19 protein-coding genes are annotated in these 15,183 nt (G+C 67.6%); 11 read left to right on the top strand and 8 right to left on the bottom strand.

All coding sequences use genetic code 11. The features are described 5' to 3' along the window. Positions 1–5: 5 nt before the first annotated feature. The gene (sucC, locus tag BMY12_RS05140; RefSeq protein WP_093282943.1) at positions 6–1,172 is read right to left on the bottom strand and encodes an ADP-forming succinate--CoA ligase subunit beta; all 1,167 of its coding nucleotides are present in this window, start codon (positions 1,170–1,172) and stop codon (positions 6–8) included. A gap of 32 nt (positions 1,173–1,204) precedes the next feature. Beyond that, a complete protein-coding gene (locus BMY12_RS20790) occupies positions 1,205–1,333 on the bottom strand; it encodes a hypothetical protein (protein ID WP_281242402.1) in 129 nt (42 codons plus the stop codon). On the opposite strand from BMY12_RS20790, the gene BMY12_RS20225 reads away from it, so the two are divergent. From BMY12_RS20225 to BMY12_RS05100, 9 genes are all read left to right on the top strand, one after another. Next, a complete protein-coding gene (locus BMY12_RS20225) occupies positions 1,332–1,538 on the top strand; it encodes a hypothetical protein (protein ID WP_177188849.1) in 207 nt (68 codons plus the stop codon). The genes BMY12_RS20790 and BMY12_RS20225 overlap by 2 nt on opposite strands. Positions 1,539–1,681: 143 nt before the next feature. After that, positions 1,682–2,290 (top strand): GAF domain-containing protein, encoded by a 609-nt coding sequence (locus BMY12_RS20220; RefSeq protein ID WP_177188848.1) that lies wholly within the window; start codon positions 1,682–1,684, stop codon positions 2,288–2,290. Beyond that, positions 2,290–3,120 (top strand): sensor histidine kinase, encoded by an 831-nt coding sequence (locus tag BMY12_RS05130; RefSeq protein ID WP_093282939.1) that lies wholly within the window; start codon positions 2,290–2,292, stop codon positions 3,118–3,120. The genes BMY12_RS20220 and BMY12_RS05130 overlap by 1 nt, the downstream gene beginning before the upstream one ends. Continuing rightward, a complete protein-coding gene (locus tag BMY12_RS05125) occupies positions 3,117–3,761 on the top strand; it encodes a response regulator (protein ID WP_093282937.1) in 645 nt (214 codons plus the stop codon). The genes BMY12_RS05130 and BMY12_RS05125 overlap by 4 nt, the downstream gene beginning before the upstream one ends. 194 nt (positions 3,762–3,955) lie before the next feature. Continuing rightward, a complete protein-coding gene (petA, locus tag BMY12_RS05120) occupies positions 3,956–4,552 on the top strand; it encodes a ubiquinol-cytochrome c reductase iron-sulfur subunit (protein WP_093282934.1) in 597 nt (198 codons plus the stop codon). Next, positions 4,552–5,814 (top strand): cytochrome b, encoded by a 1,263-nt coding sequence (locus tag BMY12_RS05115; RefSeq protein WP_093282932.1) that lies wholly within the window; start codon positions 4,552–4,554, stop codon positions 5,812–5,814. Before petA ends, BMY12_RS05115 begins: the two co-directional genes overlap by 1 nt. Further along, positions 5,801–6,559 carry a cytochrome c1 gene (locus tag BMY12_RS05110; RefSeq protein ID WP_245732354.1) on the top strand — a complete coding sequence of 253 codons (759 nt, stop codon included), beginning with the start codon at positions 5,801–5,803 and terminating at the stop codon, positions 6,557–6,559. The genes BMY12_RS05115 and BMY12_RS05110 overlap by 14 nt, the downstream gene beginning before the upstream one ends. A gap of 87 nt (positions 6,560–6,646) precedes the next feature. After that, a complete protein-coding gene (locus BMY12_RS05105; RefSeq protein ID WP_093282929.1) occupies positions 6,647–7,282 on the top strand; it encodes a glutathione S-transferase N-terminal domain-containing protein in 636 nt (211 codons plus the stop codon). Positions 7,283–7,301: 19 nt separating this feature from the next. Beyond that, a complete protein-coding gene (locus BMY12_RS05100; protein ID WP_093282927.1) occupies positions 7,302–7,712 on the top strand; it encodes a ClpXP protease specificity-enhancing factor in 411 nt (136 codons plus the stop codon). 53 nt (positions 7,713–7,765) lie between these two features. Here BMY12_RS05100 and BMY12_RS05095 read toward each other — a convergent pair whose 3' ends face one another. From BMY12_RS05095 to BMY12_RS05075, 5 genes are all read right to left on the bottom strand, one after another. After that, positions 7,766–8,245, bottom strand: a complete 480-nt coding sequence (locus BMY12_RS05095) for a hypothetical protein (RefSeq protein WP_093282924.1) — start codon at positions 8,243–8,245, stop codon at positions 7,766–7,768. Positions 8,246–8,352: 107 nt separating this feature from the next. Then, positions 8,353–9,735 (bottom strand): FAD-binding oxidoreductase, encoded by a 1,383-nt coding sequence (locus BMY12_RS05090; protein ID WP_093282921.1) that lies wholly within the window; start codon positions 9,733–9,735, stop codon positions 8,353–8,355. Continuing rightward, positions 9,732–10,313 carry a phosphoheptose isomerase gene (locus BMY12_RS05085; protein ID WP_177188860.1) on the bottom strand — a complete coding sequence of 194 codons (582 nt, stop codon included), beginning with the start codon at positions 10,311–10,313 and terminating at the stop codon, positions 9,732–9,734. The genes BMY12_RS05090 and BMY12_RS05085 overlap by 4 nt, the downstream gene beginning before the upstream one ends. Before the next feature lie 66 nt (positions 10,314–10,379). After that, on the bottom strand, positions 10,380–10,718 hold the full coding sequence (locus BMY12_RS05080) for a YraN family protein (protein WP_093282916.1): 339 nt from the start codon (positions 10,716–10,718) through the stop codon (positions 10,380–10,382). Positions 10,719–10,724: 6 nt separating this feature from the next. Continuing rightward, positions 10,725–11,993: a penicillin-binding protein activator gene (locus tag BMY12_RS05075; RefSeq protein ID WP_177188847.1), complete on the bottom strand. Its 1,269-nt coding sequence runs from the start codon at positions 11,991–11,993 to the stop codon at positions 10,725–10,727. 15 nt (positions 11,994–12,008) lie between these two features. On the opposite strand from BMY12_RS05075, the gene rsmI reads away from it, so the two are divergent. Continuing rightward, complete coding sequence (gene rsmI / locus BMY12_RS05070) at positions 12,009–12,890, top strand: 16S rRNA (cytidine(1402)-2'-O)-methyltransferase (protein WP_093282911.1); 882 nt, start codon at positions 12,009–12,011, stop codon at positions 12,888–12,890. Positions 12,891–12,935: 45 nt separating this feature from the next. Continuing rightward, positions 12,936–13,916, top strand: coding sequence for a hypothetical protein (locus BMY12_RS05065; protein WP_093282908.1), 981 nt, complete (start codon positions 12,936–12,938; stop codon positions 13,914–13,916). A gap of 1 nt (position 13,917) precedes the next feature. Here BMY12_RS05065 and BMY12_RS05060 read toward each other — a convergent pair whose 3' ends face one another. Beyond that, positions 13,918–15,177: a DUF2157 domain-containing protein gene (locus BMY12_RS05060; protein WP_093282905.1), complete on the bottom strand. Its 1,260-nt coding sequence runs from the start codon at positions 15,175–15,177 to the stop codon at positions 13,918–13,920. Between the last annotated feature and the right edge of the window lie 6 nt (positions 15,178–15,183).

Genomic DNA, 15,183 nt, shown 5'->3' with positions numbered 1-15,183 from the left:
GATAATCAGGCGGACTTGGCAAGCGCGACCACGGTCTGCGCCGCTTCGGTGAGGTCTTCCACCGGCGTGATCTTCAGGCCCGAGGCCTTCAGCATCTCGCGTCCCTTCTCCATGTTGGTGCCCTGCAGACGTGCCACCACCGGAATCTTCAGGCCGATCTGCTTGACGGCGGTGATGATGCCCTCGGCGATCAGGTCGCAGCGCACGATGCCGCCGAAGATGTTGATGAAGATCGCCTTGACGTCCGGGCTCTTGGTGATGAGCTTGAAGGCTTCCGTGACCTTCTCGGCCGTGGTGCCGCCGCCGACGTCGAGGAAGTTGGCGGGCTTGCCGCCGTGCAGCTTGACGATGTCCATGGTGGCCATGGCCAGACCCGCGCCGTTGACCATACAGCCGATGTCGCCTTCCAGGGTCACGTAGTTGAGGTCGTACTTGGAGGCTTCGCGCTCACGCTCGTCTTCCTGCGAGTAGTCGCGCTGCTCGGCGATCGCCTTCTGGCGATACAGAGCGTTGGAGTCGAAGTTGAGCTTGGCGTCCAGGGCCACCACATTGCCCTCGCCGGTGATGATCAGCGGGTTGATTTCCACCAGCGCCGCGTCCAGCTCGGTGAAGATGCGGTACAGGCCGCTGAGCACCTTGGTGAACTGATCCACCTGCTCCTTGCTCATCTCCATGAAGAAGCCCAGCTCGCGCGCCTGATAAGGCTGCAGACCGGCGGCCGGATGCACGGCGATGGTCTTGAGCTTCTCCGGGGTGTGCTCGGCCACTTCCTCGATGTCCATGCCGCCGGCGGCGGAGGCCATGAACACGATGCGCTCCTTGGAGCGGTCCACCACGGCGGAGACGTAGAGCTCGCGGGCGATGGCGGAGGGCTTCTCCACGTACACCGAGTTCACCGGCAGGCCTTCGGCGCCGGTCTGCTTGGTGACCAGCTGGGTGCCGAGCATCTTCTTGGCGGTTTCCTCAACCGCGTCGAAACCCTCGACCAGCTTGACGCCGCCGGCCTTGCCGCGACCGCCGGCATGCACCTGCGCCTTGACGACGAATTTTTCGCCGCCCAGCTGCTTGGCAGCGGCACGTGCCTGCTCCGGGCTGGAGGCCAGCTGACCCTGCGGTACGGGGATGCCGTAACGGGCGAAAATTTCCTTTGCCTGATATTCGTGGAGATTCATGCTTTAGAGACCGTGTTTTTGGGGGGCTAAATTTAGCGCGCGACATTTTCGCCCAGCGCCGGCACGTAAAGCAAAATTGAGGCCGTCGATAAAGGAAAATTGAAGCCGCCGCCCTGGCCGATATGGCGGGCCGCCGCCGGCGCGGCGTAGCATGTGCGCATGAACGTGCTTCGACTCCTGCTCCTGGCCCTGGCCGGGTATTTCATCTGGCGCCTGTACCTGCATGGCCGCAAACCGCTGGCCGGGAAAGCGCCGCCCGAATCCCCCGAGCAGTTCGAGGCGATGCAGCGCTGCAGCCGCTGCGGCACCTATCTGCCGGCCAGCTCCCTGTCGAAGAGCGGCCGCTGCGGCCGCTGCAGCGAGTAGGCGCCGGCAGCCTTCTGCTACACTGCATTTCCGAAAAACCCGGCAGAAACGTTGCCAGCTGGCACCAGGTAAACGTCTCTGCACCCGGGGCCTGCAGGCCGGGGCCGCACGGGACGAAGGGGCCTGATATTCGGGAGCGCCACTTGTCCAAGCACCAACAACTGCTTCGCCCGCAGCGCGTGGTCGGCTCGCCGCAGTCGGTCGTGCACCGTCTGCGCTCGGTGCAGCCCACCCTGGGCGTGCCGCCGCTGGACCTGGCTGCCGTGTCCAGCGATGAAACCGTGCAGGAGATCCTGCGCAACACCCTGCGTTCGGCCTATGGCGTGATCGGCGCGCAGGGCGGCTTCGTGCTGCTGCTTACCGACGACAGCGTGCTGGAGATCGCCACCCTGCACCGCGTCAGTAATAACGACGTGCTCGACTCCCTGTTCGGCTGGTCCGCCGCCGGCCTGCACCGCGCCCTGCTCGACGGCGCCCGCGGCCTGGCCGGCGCCGAAGGCCAGCTGCTGGACGAGCAGCAGAGCGAGGAGCCGGCGGTGTTCCTGGCCCTGCCCCTGGACATCGACGAGACGCGGCGCGGCGCGCTGTGCCTGCTGCGCAAGCCCGACGCGCGTCCGCTCAAGGCCCTGGACCTGGAAATCCTCGACGCCCTCGCCGGTCAGGCCGCGCTGGCCCTGGCCGCCGGCTGCCAGCGTTATGCGCTGAGCCAGTTGCAGGCGCAGCTGCAGGCCTACGACCTCGCGGAATTCTGATGACCGGGGCGCGCGAGCCGGCGGCGGGCGCGTCCGGCGGCGAGGCTGAAGACTTCCGCAAGACGGTGCTGCGTCAGATCCGGGATCTGACTGCCGACAACCAGCGCCTGCTGCAGTCCGTGGTACGCAGCGAAAAACGCTTCCGCACCCTGGCCAAATCGGTCTGGCACGTACAGGAGGAAGAGCGCCGCCGCCTGGCCCGCGATCTGCACGATGGCCTGGGCCAGACCCTCACCGCCCTGGCCAATCAGCTGCAGCGGCTGCATGACGACGCGCGCGACGCGAGCAATCTCGGCCTGCAGCATCGCCTCAACGACGCCCTGGAACTGACGCGTGGCGCGCTGCGCGACACCCGCGAACTCTCGCGTCTGCTGCGCCCCACCCTGCTCGACGATCTGGGCCTGGACGCGGCCCTGGAATGGCTGGCGCGCAATCTCTCCGAACGCACCGGCCTGCACATCAGCCTGCAGTCCGGCCTGGAGGAACAGCGCCTGCATCCGGACGTGGAGACCCTGCTGTTCCGCGTCACCCAGGAGGCACTGACCAATGTCATCCGCCACAGTGGCGCCAGCCATGCGCGCATCGTCATCCGCCATGCGCCGATGCTGCTGATCCTGCGCATCGAGGACGACGGCCAGGGTTTCGAGATCGCGCAGATGACGCAGGCCGAACGCAGCGCCGGCAGCAGCGGCCTGCGCGGCATGCGCGACCGCGCCGAGCTGTTCGGCGGTCGCGTTGAAATCCTTTCCGCCCCCGGGCAAGGTACCGTGGTGCAACTCACGCTCACGCTCGATGCGCCCGACGCCGAGCCGGACCAGAACCCATCATGAATCCCATCCGTTTGCTGCTCGCCGACGATCACACCATCGTCCGTCAAGGTCTGGTGTCGATGCTGGAGGAAACCGGCGAGTGCCAGGTGGTGGCCCAGGCGGCCGACGGTTTCGAGGCGCTGTCGCTGGCCCTGAAGACCACGCCGGAGGTGGTGGTCACCGATATCTCCATGCCGCGCATGTCGGGCCTGGAGCTGGTCAAGCGCCTGCGCGCCGAGCTGCCCGGCACCCGCACCCTGGTGCTGACCGTGCACGAGGAAGACGAATACATCCTGCCGATCCTGCGCGCCGGCGCCAACGGCTTTCTCAACAAGGACACCTCGGTGTCCGATCTGATGACCGCGATCAAGGCCATCCACGCCGGCCGTTCCTACTTCGGCCCGCGCGCGACCAAGGCCCTGGCCGAGCGCCAGCATCGCTCGCGGGATCATGGTGACGATCCCTACGCCAGCCTCACCGCGCGCGAGCGCGAGGCCTTTCATCTGGTGATCCAGGGCAAGACCACCAAGGAGATCGCGCAGATCCTCGACATCGGCGTGAAGACCGCGGAAAACCACCGCGCGCGGATGATGGAAAAGCTGGGTCTGCGCAACACCGCCGAGGTGGTGCGCTTCGCGGCGCTGCGCGGGCTCTTGACTTGAGTCATGGCAGGACACGCCCCGGCGTGCCCACCCCCGCAGGCCGTTGCAATTGCGCAACAAGCGCTTCAGCAAGCACTTAACTTGCGCGTCAGGCCACCGTTATACTTGCCCGGTTTCGCGGCCACACATACCTAAAGGCCGGTACGGCAATCGGGTCGCGGAGTGGTCCAACTTCTGCAAAGGGGCATTCTGGAATGAGCAATCAAGGCGTGGATCCCGGCCGGCGCCGGTTCCTGACGCTGACCACCTCCGTGGTGGGCGGTGCGGGTGTGGTGGCAGCCGCTTGGCCGTTTCTCGCATCGCTGAAACCCAGCGAACGTGCAAAGGCTTTGGGCGCGCCGGTGGCGATCGATATCAGCACGGCGGAAGCGGGTCAGAAGATCACCGTGGCCTGGCGCGGCAAGCCGGTGTGGGTGATCAAGCGCACCCCCGAGATGCTGGCCAGCCTGGACAAGGTCACGCCCAGCCTGCTCGATCCCGACAGTGAAGCCAGGCAGCAGCCGGACTACATCAAGGGCGCGGCCCGCGCGATCAAGCCGGAAGTGGCGGTGATGATCGGCTCCTGCACGCATCTGGGCTGCTCGCCCACCTTCCGCCCGGATCACCCGGCGCCGGATATCGACCCCAACTGGCAGGGTGGCTTCTACTGCCCCTGCCACGGTTCCAAGTTCGACCTCTCCGGCCGCGTCTTCAAGGGCGTGCCGGCACCGCTGAACCTGGTGATTCCGCCGTACCATTTCGCCAGCGACACCCTGGTCATCGTCGGTGAAGATCCCAAGGGAGCCGCGTAATGGCCATCGTTCCGAATCCGCACAAGACCACCGGTTTTCTCGGCTGGATCGATGACCGCTTCCCGCTGACCAAGCTGTGGAAGGATCATCTCTCCGAATACTACGCGCCGAAGAACTTCAACTTCTGGTACTACTTCGGCTCGCTGGCGCTGCTAGTGCTGGTCAACCAGCTGCTCACCGGCATCTGGCTGGTGATGCATTACAAGCCCGACGCCGCACAGGCCTGGGACAGCGTCGAGTACATCATGCGCGACGTGCCCTGGGGCAATGTGCTGCGCTATCTGCACTCCACCGGCGCATCGGCGTTCTTCATCGTCGTCTATCTGCACATGTTCCGCGGCCTGATCTACGGCTCGCACCGCAAGCCGCGCGAACTGATCTGGATCTTCGGCTGCCTGATCTTCCTGGCACTGATGGCGGAAGCCTTCTGCGGCTACGTGCTGCCCTGGGGCAACATGAGCTTCTGGGGCGCGCAGGTGATCATCAACCTGTTCGGCACCATCCCCTTCATCGGCCCCGACCTGGTGATCTGGATCCAGGGTGACTTCATCCCGGCCGACGCCACGCTCAACCGCCTGTTCTCCTTCCACGTGATCGCCCTGCCCTTCGTGCTGGTCGGCCTGGTCGTCGCGCATCTGATCGCGCTGCACGAAGTGGGCTCGAACAATCCGGAAGGCATCGACATCAAGAAGCACAAGGATCCGGTCACCCACATCCCGCTCGACGGCATCCCCTTCCACCCGTACTACACGGTGAAGGACGTGGTCGGCGTCGGCGTGTTCCTGATGATCTTCCTGGGCATCGTGTTCTTCGCGCCCGATGGCGGCGGCTACTTCCTGGAGAAGCCGAACTTCACGCCGGCCAACCCGCTGGCCACGCCCGAGCACATCACCCCGGCCTGGTACTTCGGTGCCTTCTACGCCATGTTGCGCGCCACGCCGTCCTTCGCCGGCACGCAGATCTGGGGCGTGATCGTGATGGGCGCGGCGGTGGTGATCCTGTTCTTCCTGCCCTGGCTGGACCGCTCGCCGGTGAAGTCGATCCGCTACAAGGGTCCGATCTTCAAGCTCTGGGTCGGCGCCTTCGTGATCAGCTTCGTGCTGCTCAACTATTACGGCATGCAGCCGCCGAGCCCCACCGGCACGCTGATTTCGCAGCTGTGCACGGTGGTGTACTTCCTGTTCTTCCTGCTGATGCCGATCTACACCAAGCGCGAAAAAACCAAGCCGGTTCCGGAGCGGGTGCCCCATGATGCCCACTAAGTCGATTCTCAAGAACAGCCTCAAGGCGCTGCTGGCGACCGCCGCCCTGGTCGCGGGCCCGGCCCTGGCCAGCACCCACGCCCTGCCCTACAGCTTCACGCCGGACACCGGCAACCTGGCGTCGGTGCAGCGTGGCGCGCGCAACTACATGAGCTACTGCTCGGGCTGCCATTCGATGCGCCATCTGCGCTACAGCCGCATGGCGCAGGACCTGCAGATTCCGGAAGACCTGCTCAAGGCCAACCTGATGTTCACCTCCGACAAGGTCGGTGATCACATCCTCTCGGCCATGCCTTCGGACGCGGCCAAGAACTGGTTTGGCCAGCCGCCGCCGGATCTGACGCTGGAAGCCCGCTATCGCGGCGCCGACTGGGTCTACAGCTACCTGCTGAGCTTCTACGTCGACAGCTCGCGTCCGCTGGGCACCAACAACCTGGTGCTGCCGAACGCCTCGATGCCGAACGTGCTCTGGGAGCTGCAGGGTCTGCAGGTCGAAAAGACTGCGGCGCATGAGGGTGAGGCTGCGCACCACGAGGGCTCGCCGTTCGAGGCCGTGACGCAGGGCAAGCTCAGCGCCGAGGAGTACCAGAAGTGGGTCGCCGACACGGCCAACTTCATGGCCTATGCCGCCGAGCCGGGCCGCGCGCAGCGTGTCTCCACCGGCTTCAAGGTGCTGCTGTTCCTGTTCGTGTTCACCATCCTCGCGTACCTGATGAAACGCGAATGGTGGCGCGACGTGCATTAAGTTTTAAGCCGCGATGAACCCGGCGCCGTTCATGAGCCTTAGGCACATGAACGGCGCCGTTTTGTTTAGGGCCGGGCGAAACTGAGCATGGCCCTGCCCGGCAAGAGCCGTTACGTGATGGAGGGCAAGCCCGCCCCGCGTGCCGGTCTCACGCTGTTCTGCGCACGCGATGAACTGCCCTCGCTATGGGCGCGCATCGTGCTCGCCGAGAAGGAAGTGGATGGCGCGCGCGTGCAGCTGCTCGGCGCGCAGCAGACACATCCGGATCTGCTGCTGCTCAATCCGACCGGCCAGCTGCCGACGCTCGCCGATCGCGACACGGTGCTGTACCCGGCGCGCGTGGTGGTCGAATACCTGGACGAGCGCTATCCGCATCCCAAGCTGATGCCGGTGGACCCGGCGGCGCGTGCGCGCCTGCGCATGCTGCTGGGCCATATCGAACAGGAGTTGTTCAGCGCCGTCGCGCAGATCCGCAGCGCCCCCAAATCACCGGAAGCCAAGCAGGCGCGCAAGGCGCTGCAGGACGCCCTGCTGGCGAGCCGGCGCCTGTTCGGCGCGCGCGGCTGGTGCATGGGCCTGGACTTCAATCTCGCCGACTGCGCGTTCGCCGCGATCTTCGCCAGTCTCAGCGCCCTGGGCGTCAAACCACCGGCCGATGCCGGTTTGCTGGCCTATGCCCAGCGCGTGCTGGCGCGCGCCGCCGTACAATCCGCGCTCAGCTGAAAACCCTCGTCACGCCGCCATGGCCAAATCCCGCCGCCCCTATCTCATCCGCGCCATCTACGACTGGAGCTGCGACAACGGCTACACGCCGCACCTGCTGGTGGCCGCCGACCAGCCCGGCGTGATCGTGCCGCGCGAATACGTGCAGGACGGTCGCATCACGCTCAACGTCAGCCCGATGGCCGTGCAGAGCCTGGATCTGCATTCCGAGCCGATCTGGTTCTCCGCGCGCTTTGCCGGCCGCTCCTTCGACGTGCAGATTCCCAGCGGCGCCGTGCTGGCGATCTTCGCGCGCGAAAACGGCGAAGGCGCGATGTTCGGCGAACCGGAGACCGCCACGGCCGAAGCCGCCACACCCGCCGGCAAGCCGGAACCCGAACCGCCGCAGCCGCCCAAGCCGGGCCGCGCCAACCTGCGCGTGGTGAAATAAAAACGGCGCGACCGTTACCGGTCGCGCCGCTTCAAGACGCTTCAAACGCCGTCTTAGCGACGGTAATCGTGGCCGCGGTCGTAGTCGCGATCATCGTGGTCACGATGATTGTGATGGTGACCCCGATCATCGCCGTAAGGCGCAGGCCCGCGGTTGTCGAAGCGCTGCATCGGCATCGGGATGATCGGCGCCGGCATGCGGCGCGGCACGTACTCGCGGCGATACCAGTCATCACGCACGAAATACACCGGCCGGCCGCAGGCATTGTAGCGGCCGCAGTAGCTGCGCCAGGAACGGATCTGCACCACCGGCACATGCAGATAGATCGGCTCGACTTCCACGTAGCGCGCCGGACGCTGGATGATCATCGGCTGCTCGTAGACCACTTCCGGACGACGGTTGTAACCGCCGATGTTGATCTGGCCGAAGACGCCGGGCTGGTCGACGTTGATCGAAACGCTGGCACCGGCCTGCGCCGTACCCCAGCAGGCCGCCAGCAGCAGGGCGGCTGCCCCGAGAATCCGCTTGTTCATGGTGTCGCTCCCTATTGGATATGGCGGGCAACCGTGTCTGGGCTGACCGGAACCATAGCCTAGAGTTTGCGTCCGACTCGGACCTGAATGCAGATCAAGATCTGCACTCAGGGCAAAGTCTTGCCCGGATTGAGGATGCCGTGAGGATCAAGACTGCGCTTCAGGTCGTGCATGACGCGCAGGGTATCGGCGGCGATCTCCCAGCCGACGAAGTCGCGCTTGTCGATGCCCACGCCATGCTCGCCCGACAGGCTGCCGTCCAGGTCCAGCACCAGGCGGAACACCTCGCGCAGACAGGCCTGCACCGCCTGCATCTGCGCCGGGTCCTCGGGATCGACCAGCAGATTGGTGTGCAGATTGCCGTTGCCGGCGTGACCGAAGTTGACGATGCGGATGGCGTGCTTGCGCGCCAGCTGCGCCAGACCCTCCACCAGTTCCGGAATGCGCGTCACCGGCACCACGACGTCTTCGTTGACCTTCTTCGGCGCGATCTTGCGCAGCGAGGGCGACAGCGCCTTGCGGCAGGCCCACAGCGCCTCGGCCTCGGCAGCGCTGCCCGCCGCCTTGAGTTCGATCAGACCCTCGCCCTGCGCGGCCTGCTGCACGGCAACCTGCGCAAAGCCGATGGTCTGCTCGTGGCCGTCGACTTCGATCAGCAGCAGCGCGCCGGTGCCGGATGGCACGCCGGTGCGCTGATAGGCTTCCGCCAGACGCACCGCCTCGCCGTCCATGAACTCCAGGGCGCTGGGCGTCTCCGGCTGATTCATGATCCGCGACACCGCGCGCGCCGCCGCGCCGATGTCGGCGTAGCAGGCGCGCAGCATGCGCTGCGCGCGCGGCCTGGGCAGCAGCTTGAGCGTGGCTTCGGTGACGATGGCCAGCGTGCCCTCGCTGCCGATCAGCAGGCGCGTGAGGTCGTAGCCGACCACGCCCTTGGTGGTCATGCAGCCGGTTTTCAGCGAGACACCCGCACCACTGACGGCGCGCAGGCCCAGCACGTTCTCGCGCGTGGTGCCGTACTTCACCGCGCGCGGCCCGCCGGCGCCGCAGCCGATGTTGCCGCCCACGGTGGAGAACGCGGCGCTGGTGGGATCGGGCGCCCAGAACAGGCCGTGCGCGGCGGCGGCGGCCTGCACCTCGCCGTTGAGCACGCCGGCCTCGCAGCGCAGCAGGCGATCACCCGGCGAGATTTCCAGAATGCGGTTCATGCGTTCCAGCGAAAGCACCACGCCGCCGGCCAGCGGCACGGTGGCGCCGGTGGTATTGGTGCCGCGCCCGCGCACCGTCAGCGGCACGCGCAGCTCATAACAGTGCCGCACCACCGCCTGCACCTGCTCATGCGAGGACGCGAACACCACCGCCTGCGGCAGCGCCACGCGTTTGGAATTGTCGTAACTGTAGGCCAGGCAATCCGCCGGATCACTCAAGACCTGCGCCGCGCCGAGTGCCTCGCGCAGTGCCGGCAGCAAGGCCTCGGGCAGCGGTGTCATTGCGGGAACAGACTCTGGTCGATGGCATCGCAGAGACAGTGCAGCAGCAGGATGTGCACTTCCTGGATGCGCGCGGTGACCCTGCTGGGCACGCGCAGCTCGACATCGCTCTCGCGCAGCTGGCGCGCAATCTGGCCGCCGTCGCGGCCGGTGAAGGCCAGCACCGGCATCTGTTGCGCCTGCGCGACTTCGATGGCCTTGAGCACGTTGGGTGAATTGCCCGAGGTGGAGATCGCCAGCAGCACATCGCCGCGCCGGCCCAGGGCCTGCACCTGCCGCGCGAACAGCTGCTCGAAGCTGTAGTCATTGCCGATGGCGGTGAGCGTCGAGGTATCGACGGTCAGCGCCAGCGCCGGCAGACCGGGACGCTCGCGCTCGAAGCGGCAGCTCAGTTCGGCGGCGAAATGCTGCGCATCGGCCGCCGAACCACCGTTGCCGCAGACCAGCAGCTTGTGGTCCGCGCGCAGGGCTTCGATCAACAGCTGCGCGCCGCGTCCCAGGGCGGGCAGCATCTGCGCCAGCGCCGCCTGCTTGGCGGCGATGCTCGCCTCGAACTGCTGACGGAAACGTTGCTGCATGGGTTCCTTGCTCATGGGTTCTGTACGGTTCGGATCGTCCTGACGTCGAGTGTAGTGCCTGGCGATTCAGCCGGCGTCGAAGGCATTCTGCAGCCACTGCGGCTTGCCATCGTCGATGGCGAACACGTCAAAGCGCAGCGGCCAGCTGGCATAGTGCGGATGTTCGACGATGAACAGCTGCGCGGCGCGCAGGATGCGCGCCTGCTTGCGGGAATCCACCGACTCCAGGGCACTGGCAAAACCCAAGCTGCGCCGCGAACGCACTTCCACGATCACCAGCACCTGGTTGTGGCTCATCACCAGATCCAGCTCGCCCAGCGGGTAGCGCGCATTGCGCGCGATCAGCTTGAGGCCCTGCGCCTGCAGATAGCGCAGCGCGGCGCTTTCGGCCTCCGCGCCCTTCATGCCGGCTCAGGGATTCAGCGGCCGCAGGCCGTCGGCGGCCATCTGCACGCAATCGAGCTGGCGGCCGATGACGCTGCGGTCCTGCCATTCCAGACGGCCGCTGGCACCGTCCAGGCCATCGCCCACGCGCAGGCTGCCGTGCAGCAGGCCGGTGGACAAGGCATAGGCATCGCGGCCCAGGGCAAACAGCCGCGGCGAGGCCTTGGCGCTGGGCAGGCTGGCCACGGCATTGCGCTGCGCGGCGCGCGCCTCGCCGGTTTCGATCATCCAGGGTTGGTCGCAGAAGCGCAGGCCGGCGAGATCGGCATTGCTCTGGCCGTCGTAGACCAGGGCCGTGGTGTAGATCGGCAGATCGCCGGCGCGGTTGAAGCGCAGCTGCGGCACCAGCAGGCGCGCGTCCTGCGCGCGCGCGCCGAGAAACACCAGATCGACGTCGGCGCGGCGCTGCGATTCGAACTCGCTCTTGGCACCCAGCACCAGCGTCATCGCACGATGACGCTCCTCGCTGTCGGCCACTCCCATCAGCTCGGCAATCAGCTTGGACTGATCATTCACGCCCTGCGCGTAACGCTGCACGCGCAGCACCTGCCCGCCGCCGGCGCGCAGCGCCGCGTCGAAGGCCGCCAGCGTGCGTGTGCCCCATTCGCTGTCCGGCACCAGCGCCAGCGCGCGGCGCTGGTTCTGCGCCAAGGCCAGTCGCGCGGCGGCGCGCGCCTCGTCTTCCGGCGCCAGTCCGAACTGGTAGAAGCGGCCGCTGAGCGCGGTGTTCGCATCCAGGTAATTCAGGCCCAGCACCGGCACCGTGCTGTTGAGCCCGGCCAGACTCGCCACGCCTTCCCTGGTCAGCGGCCCGACCACCACGCCGGCGCCTTCGGCCAGGGCCCGTGCATAGGCCGCGCGCGCGCCGTCGGCAGTGGTCCCGACGTCGTAGAGCTTGAGCGGCGGATGCGCGCCATCGGCGAAGTACTGGCTCATGAAACCGTCGCGCACCGCCTCGGCAGTGGCCGAGAACTGTCCGCTCAGCGGCAGCAGCAGGGCGATGCCGCTGCCCATGGCGGTGGCCGGCGCAGCAGGCTGTGCCGTGACGGGCGCGGCCGGCGTGGCGCTGGCGCGCGGCGGCATCGCGGCCGCTGCCGGCGGCGGCGTGTTCACCGTCACGCGCGGCGTTGCCGCAGGCGGTGGCGCGCTGGGTTCCTGGGGAAAGGCGACGCAGGCGCAGGCCAGCAAGGGCAGCAGCGCCAGCGCAAGTTGGGCGGTGTGAGCTTTGCGCAGCATAATGCGCAGTATGACATGCCCACTTCGGCGGCTGCCGTGAGCCGCGCCGTCCAGCCCGGCCATCTCTACGTGGTGGCCACGCCCATCGGCAATCTCCAGGACTTCCCACCGCGCGCGCAGCAGGTGCTCGGCGAGGTGGACGCGATCTGCGCCGAGGACACCCGCAACAGCGCCGGCCTGCTCGCGCACTTCGGCATCCAGCGCCCCCTGCTCGCCTTGCACGAGCACAACGAGACCGCGATCTGTGCACAGCTGATCGCGCGCCTGCGCGCCGGCGAATCCCTGGCGCTGATCTCCGATGCCGGCACGCCGCTGATTTCCGATCCGGGTTTTGCCCTGGTGCGCGCGGCGCGCGAGGCGCAGCTGCCGGTGATCGCCATTCCCGGTCCCTGCGCGGCGATTGCCGCGCTGTCGATTGCGGGCCTGCCTTCGGACCGCTTCGTGTTCGAAGGCTTTCTGCCGGCCAAGCCGAACGCGCGTCGCGAGCGTCTGCAGCAGCTGGCCGCGGAGACGCGCACCCTGATCGTCTACGAATCCAGCCACCGCATCGGCGACTGTGTGGACGACATCGTCAGCGTGCTCGGCACCGAACGCCTGGTGTGCCTGGCGCGCGAGCTGAGCAAGCTCTACGAGCAGAGCCATCGCGCCAGCGCCGCCGAGCTGAAAGCCTGGCTGGCACAGGATGCCAATCGCAGCCGTGGTGAATTCGTGCTGGTGATTGCCGGCGCCGCCGATGCCGGTGTGGATACGCAGCAGGCCGAGGGCGAGCGCGTGCTGCGCCTGCTGCTGGCGGATGGCCTGTCCGCCTCCACCGCCGCACGCCTGGCCGCACAGATCAGTGGTGCGCGCAAGAAAGCCATGTACGAGCTGGCGCTGCGCCTGCAGCCGGAAACGTAACCCGCGAGCAAGCGCCGCGTAAGCCTGCGCAGGCAGCCTAGCGGCATGAAACACCTCCACCTGCGCCTCTGTCTGAGCCTGATGCTGCCCCTCGCTGCCTGCGGTGGTGGTGGCGGTGACACGAGCAGCAGCAGCGGCGACAGCCAGGCCCTGAGCCTGGGCAGCGACAGCGACGCCGCACGCGAGCTGGCGATGGTGATGCAGCTGGCTGCGCAGCGCCTGGGCGAACTGCCCGGCCACGGCAGCAGCGCGAGCAGCAGCACGGCGGGCAGCGTCGGCGGCGCCAAGGCGGCGCAGCAGTCCAGCTGCAGCGGCGGCGGCACGGTGAGCAGCCAGGCAGCGCCCGGCACGCACGACTTCAGCTACTTCGGCGCGCAGACCCTCAGCGTCAGCGGCGAGCAGAAGCAGTACGCGCAGTGTGTGCAGCCCCTGGGCAGCGCCAGCAGTGAAAGCGAAACCTTGAACGGCAGCATCGAAAGCGCTTCGACGGCGGCCGCCGGCGACGGCTCGCGCCTGTATTACCAGCTGCTGGGCAGCGGCAGCAGCAGCTACAGCAGCATGGTATCGGTCAGCAGCGGCGGCAGCAGTGCTTCCTTCAGTGCCAGCTATCTCGGCGAGGTGGAGACGCAGCTGCAAAGCAATGGCGACGAGGACATCCGCGCCGTGCTGCAGACCCGCGTCAGCGACAGCCAGAACGACAGCCGCGTCTACACGTTCGGGCCCAATGGCGCGCCTTTCATCGTCGCCCTGAACAACGGCGTGGCGCTGAGCCTGAGCGGCAGCTACCAATACCAGACGCCCGGCTGCAGCGGCGGACGCGCCAGCGTCGCCACGCCCAGCGCGCTGCAGTTCGACAGCAGCAGCGGCGTGCCGGTGGCCGGTGAGCTGGAGCTGAACTCAGGCAGTCATCAGCTGCATCTGGTTTTCCAGACCGATGGCAGCGCCGTCGTGCAGCTGGATGGCGCCACGCTGGCACCGCTGAGTGCCACGCAGGTGCACAGCGCGCTGTGGCGCAATCCCTGCTGACTCAGGCCAGATGCCGGCGCAGCCAGGCATGCGCGGCGAGAAAGCCCAGGCCGACGCCGATGAAGGCCAGGCCGCGCAGCAGCAAGGGCCAGTCGCTGCCGAAGAAGCGCAGCAGCACCAGGGCCGCCAGCAGCGTCAGTCCGGCACTGATCTCGCTCAGCTGGCGCGTGCGCAGGCCTTGCATGATGGCGCCCACGCCGATGGCCAGCGCATAGGCATTGGCCAGCAGCACCAGCGCGCCGACCGGCAGCCAACCGGGCCGTCCCTGCAGGAGCGCGAGCAGCAGCGGCGCCAGCGCCAGCGCGGCTTGCAGCCAGCGCCCGCGGCGCAGCGCGAGCAGGCCCAGCAGCGCGATCAGCGGCAGCGCCAGCTGCAGCACGATATTGGCCTGCGCCAGCGCAGCGCCCGGCTGCGCCGTCCAGAAGCCGGCATAGCCTGCGGCCAGCACCGGCACCGCCCAGAACAATTCGCCGCCCGCGCGCAGCGGTCGCCAGGGCAGCGCCGACAGCGAAGCGCTGAGTGCATCGGCCAGCAGCCAGAGCGTGCCCAGCTGCGCGCACCAGAGCCAGCCATAGGCCTGCAGCGGACGCATGCTCAGACTCAGCGCCGCAGCCAGCAGCAGGGCGCACAGCGAGAACAGCAGGCTCAGCTCGGCAGCCGCCTTGATCCGGTGCAGCCAGATCAGTTGCGGCGCGAGGCTGGCGTAGAGGAGCAGCGCCTGCCAGGGCTGTCGCAGGCTCTCGGGCAGCTCCGCCAGCAGCCACAGCATCAGGCCCGCGAGCAGCGCCGCAAGCAGGCTGGCGCGCATCAGATAAAGCAGCGGCAGGCTCGCCAGCCACACCGTCAGCAGCTGCAGATGCGCAGCGTCCTGCCGCTGCAGGATGTGCTCGGCCAGTGCCACAAACGCCGCCAGCGCCAGACCGGCGCAGCTGGCGCTGGCCTCGCGCCACCAGCGCGACTGCGGCCTGTGCCGCAGCGCATAGGCGCAGGCCGCCAGCGCCGCCAGCAGCGGCACGGCCGCCGCGCCCAGACGCAGCGGCGCCGACCAATGCTGCCAGTCCTGCGCCACCAGCAGAATCACGCCCGCGCCCACCAGCAGCACGCCGAGCAGCGCGGTGAGCGGAATCGCCACGCGCCGCTCGTCCCGCCCCTGGGCCAGGTAATGCGCGCGCAGACGCGCGGCGGTGTCGGCGTCGATGATCTGCTGCTCCTGCAGACGCGGCAGTTCGGCCAGCAGCCAGGCGAGCGGAGATGAGGCCATGCATGA

The sequence above is a fragment of the Solimonas aquatica genome (assembly GCF_900111015.1).
Taxonomy (GTDB): domain Bacteria; phylum Pseudomonadota; class Gammaproteobacteria; order Nevskiales; family Nevskiaceae; genus Solimonas; species Solimonas aquatica.
Note: the sequence above shows the minus strand (reverse complement) of the source record. Positions and strands in the feature narration are given on the sequence as shown.

Bases quoted from the DNA above. Each gene is read 5' to 3' on its own strand.
- sucC (WP_093282943.1), bottom strand. From the start codon at position 1,172: ATGAATCTCCACGAATATCAGGCAAAGGAAATTTTCGCCCGTTACGGC.
- BMY12_RS20225 (WP_177188849.1), top strand. From the start codon at position 1,332: ATGAACGTGCTTCGACTCCTGCTCCTGGCCCTGGCCGGGTATTTCATC.
- BMY12_RS20790 (WP_281242402.1), bottom strand. From the start codon at position 1,333: ATGCGCACATGCTACGCCGCGCCGGCGGCGGCCCGCCATATCGGCCAG.
- BMY12_RS05130 (WP_093282939.1), top strand. From the start codon at position 2,290: ATGACCGGGGCGCGCGAGCCGGCGGCGGGCGCGTCCGGCGGCGAGGCT.
- BMY12_RS05125 (WP_093282937.1), top strand. From the start codon at position 3,117: ATGAATCCCATCCGTTTGCTGCTCGCCGACGATCACACCATCGTCCGT.
- petA (WP_093282934.1), top strand. From the start codon at position 3,956: ATGAGCAATCAAGGCGTGGATCCCGGCCGGCGCCGGTTCCTGACGCTG.
- BMY12_RS05115 (WP_093282932.1), top strand. From the start codon at position 4,552: ATGGCCATCGTTCCGAATCCGCACAAGACCACCGGTTTTCTCGGCTGG.
- BMY12_RS05110 (WP_245732354.1), top strand. From the start codon at position 5,801: ATGATGCCCACTAAGTCGATTCTCAAGAACAGCCTCAAGGCGCTGCTG.
- BMY12_RS05105 (WP_093282929.1), top strand. From the start codon at position 6,647: ATGGCCCTGCCCGGCAAGAGCCGTTACGTGATGGAGGGCAAGCCCGCC.
- BMY12_RS05100 (WP_093282927.1), top strand. From the start codon at position 7,302: ATGGCCAAATCCCGCCGCCCCTATCTCATCCGCGCCATCTACGACTGG.
- BMY12_RS05095 (WP_093282924.1), bottom strand. From the start codon at position 8,245: ATGAACAAGCGGATTCTCGGGGCAGCCGCCCTGCTGCTGGCGGCCTGC.
- BMY12_RS05090 (WP_093282921.1), bottom strand. From the start codon at position 9,735: ATGACACCGCTGCCCGAGGCCTTGCTGCCGGCACTGCGCGAGGCACTC.
- BMY12_RS05085 (WP_177188860.1), bottom strand. From the start codon at position 10,313: ATGCAGCAACGTTTCCGTCAGCAGTTCGAGGCGAGCATCGCCGCCAAG.
- BMY12_RS05080 (WP_093282916.1), bottom strand. From the start codon at position 10,718: ATGAAGGGCGCGGAGGCCGAAAGCGCCGCGCTGCGCTATCTGCAGGCG.
- BMY12_RS05075 (WP_177188847.1), bottom strand. From the start codon at position 11,993: ATGCTGCGCAAAGCTCACACCGCCCAACTTGCGCTGGCGCTGCTGCCC.
- rsmI (WP_093282911.1), top strand. From the start codon at position 12,009: ATGCCCACTTCGGCGGCTGCCGTGAGCCGCGCCGTCCAGCCCGGCCAT.
- BMY12_RS05065 (WP_093282908.1), top strand. From the start codon at position 12,936: ATGAAACACCTCCACCTGCGCCTCTGTCTGAGCCTGATGCTGCCCCTC.
- BMY12_RS05060 (WP_093282905.1), bottom strand. From the start codon at position 15,177: ATGGCCTCATCTCCGCTCGCCTGGCTGCTGGCCGAACTGCCGCGTCTG.